Source organism: uncultured Boseongicola sp., from assembly GCF_937988555.1.
Lineage (GTDB): Bacteria > Pseudomonadota > Alphaproteobacteria > Rhodobacterales > Rhodobacteraceae > Boseongicola.
Genome location: NZ_CALJXO010000177.1, coordinates 1 through 2,969, shown reverse-complemented (window position 1 = coordinate 2,969; position 2,969 = coordinate 1). Strand labels below are relative to the sequence as shown.

Sequence of the window (2,969 nt, the reverse complement as noted above, 5' to 3'; positions counted from 1 at the left end):
CGGAGGGGACCAGTGCCAAAAGTCCCGCGCCTGCAAAAAACCAGCGTTTTAAAGTGGATAGGCGGTCTTTGAAAAAGCCAGCAAGGGCCGCCGACACAAGCCAGACGCCAAGGATGGCGGTCACGATGGCGAAGGCAATGTCGACAGGAGCGCCGATCAGGATCAATGTGGGGCTGAAAGCGAACAGGACCGGGATCACATAGGCCGCCCATCCAAAGCGCATCGCGGCCCATCCGGTTGCCATGGCGGGAGCCTTTGCGATGGCGGCTGCGGCGAAAGCGGCGAGCGCGATGGGGGGCGTGATCATCGACATCATGCCGAAGTAGAGAACATAGAGGTGGGCGGCAATTGGTTCGATCCCGACCTGGATCAGGGCGGGCGCGACCAGTGCAGCCAGCAATACGTAAACGCCAAGCGTCGGGAGGCCCATGCCAAGAATGATGCAAACAAGGGCGGATAACGCGAGCAGCAAAATCGCGCTGCCGCCGCCAACTTGCACGAGTGCGTAAGTTAGATTGAAGCTGAGACCCGTGATGTTCAAAACGCCGATGACCAAGCCGGATGCCGCTGAAATCAATAGGATTTCGATGACTGAATGGCCGGTTTTGGCAATGCCGGAAAAGAGCGTGCGCAATGTTGGGCGCGTGCCACGGTAACCGATCAGAAGGGCTGTGGCGCACAGAACCACTGCCGCCCAAAGCGCTGCCCGTTCGGGTTGGTAGCGTTGCCAGAACAACAGGTAGATCAGGACCGCAAACGCAAGGATGAAGTGCATGCCGACCGCAACTGTGCGGCGATCTGGTATTTGCGAAGGGTCAACGCGTTTGATGCCAAGCTTGGCCGCTTCAAGGTCGGCTTGGATGAACAGCGCAACGTAGTACAGGAGCGCCGGGACAAGGGCGGCCATGACGATCTGGGAATAAGGAATGGCGAGGAATTCGGCCATAAGAAAGGCCGATGCGCCCATCACAGGCGGCATAAGTTGGCCGCCCGTTGAGGCGACGGCTTCGATCGCAGCTGCTTTGTGGGCGGGATAGCCGTCGCGTTTGATCATCGGGATAGTGACGACCCCGGTGCCCGCCACATTGGCGACGGCCGAGCCTGAGATCGAGCCGAAAAGCCCTGAAGCAAGGACTGCAATTTTCATCGATCCACCGCGGAAACGCCCCATGGCGATCATCGCGGCGTCGGTGAAAAACTGGGAGCCGCCGGTAACGCCCAAGAGCACTCCGAAGAAGATAAAGGTGATCACGACCGTCGAGGCCACTGACATTGGAAGGCCAAGAATGCCATTGGAATCAACGGCTAAATAACTCGCGAGAAGCTGCCAATTCTGTGGGCGCCCTTGCAGGCGGCCGGGCACGAGATCTCCTATGAGGGCATAAAGAAGGAAGGCGCCGATGATGATGATCAGCGCGGGTCCAGTCGTACGCCTGAGCGCTTCCAGAAGGAGAACAACAATTGTGAAGGCCGGGATCCAAAGCGCTGGCGGGCGCGAGAAAATCATCAGAATGAGTTGTGGGTAGGCCACCATGACATATCCGACCGCCAGCATGGACAGGCCGGCAAGGATGACATCGTAGAGCGGGACGTGATCTCGCGGCGCGCCACGGCGTGCGGGCAGTGTGATGTAGGCGGCGGGCAGGGTGAAAAACAGGATCGCGGCGAAGAACTGCTGTGGATAAAGGTCCAACCCGATCTTGCGTTGAAGTGATAGCGCCCAGCAGATTGCAGTCAGCACAAGGCCGGCCGCAAGAACGTCTGCGACCGGCTTTGCGATGCGTGCGGGAAGGCCCTTCATCGTGCCTGTTCTTCTTTCTCGGGGGCGCACCTTTGTGCCCCCGTTTCCGTCGCGCTTGCGCGGCGCGGTGTCAGTTGAGGCCGACTTCTTCGAAGAACTTCAGCGCGCCGGGGTGGAATTCGGATACCCCGTTGTTACCCCTCATGTTTTCGGGCCGGAACGCGCGGAACGGCGGGAAGGTATCGGCCATGACTTGCGCATTTTCATACATCGCCTTGGCCATTGCGTAGACCACATCATCGGGTGCATCCGCGTGGGTGAATATGACTTGCGGGAAGGCGATGTAGGTCGTGTCTTCAAGCACGCCGGGCATCCGGCCTTCGGGCAATGTGAGGAAGAACGCTGTGGGCCAGTGTTCGCGAGCCGCCGCCAATGCGGCGTCGCTGTCGTCGTCAACGCCAAGGGCGCGCAGGCCACCGACAGCTGCGTCGGCCTCGCGCACCTTTCCGGCGCCGTGTGCGAAGATGAAGCCGACGGTGTCACCGGCCATGAAGGCATCAGCGCCTGCGACGACGCTTGCGACCGAGACTTTTTCGACATCGTCGCGTGTCATGCCAGCCGTCGCATAGAACGCCGAAAGCTGTGGAAGGATGGTGTTTTGTGCCGTGTAGCCGTCGGTCATAGGTTGACCGTTTAGATCGGCGATCGACATTATGTCACTGTCTTTGCGAACAAAGATCGCTTCGACCAGGGGCATCAGGTGCGCGACGACGCGGATGTTGGGGTTCTCGACGCCATTCCACCATGCTTCGCCGGTGATGGAATAGTTCACCTCCTGAAGGTTGGAGACGCCGAAGTCGATACCACCTTGATTGACGAAGGGGATGAATTGGTTGGGGCTGGTCGCGGGCTGAATTGTTGTATTCAGGCCTCCTGCATTGGCGGCGTTGGCGACGGCTGTTGCGATGTTATGAAACAGCGAGCCCGGGTTTGACGTGGCGATGCCGACGTTCTGTGCGGATGCGGCGGTGCCTGCGATTAGGCCGATGGCCAGAGCCGCGTTTGTGAATAGTGCGTTCATTGAAAGTCCTCCCGTGTGGCCTCAATTTTGGGTTAAAATCCCAATTATTGAGAATACTAGGACATTAGAGGGCGGAGGAGGAATATCAAGAGATTCGGGCGACAGTCGTTTTTTTGGATTTTTGAACTTCATGAACTGAACGGCACT

2 protein-coding genes are annotated in these 2,969 nt (G+C 58.7%); both read right to left on the bottom strand.

What is annotated here, in order from left to right; all coding sequences use genetic code 11:
• Positions 1 to 1,801 (bottom strand): TRAP transporter fused permease subunit (locus Q1B15_RS09650; RefSeq protein ID WP_299753399.1); only part of this gene is annotated, 1,801 nt, incomplete at its 3' end.
• Positions 1,802 to 1,871: 70 nt separating this feature from the next.
• Complete coding sequence (locus Q1B15_RS09645; RefSeq protein ID WP_299753397.1) at positions 1,872 to 2,822, bottom strand: TAXI family TRAP transporter solute-binding subunit; 951 nt, start codon at positions 2,820 to 2,822, stop codon at positions 1,872 to 1,874.
• Positions 2,823 to 2,969 lie beyond the last annotated feature (147 nt).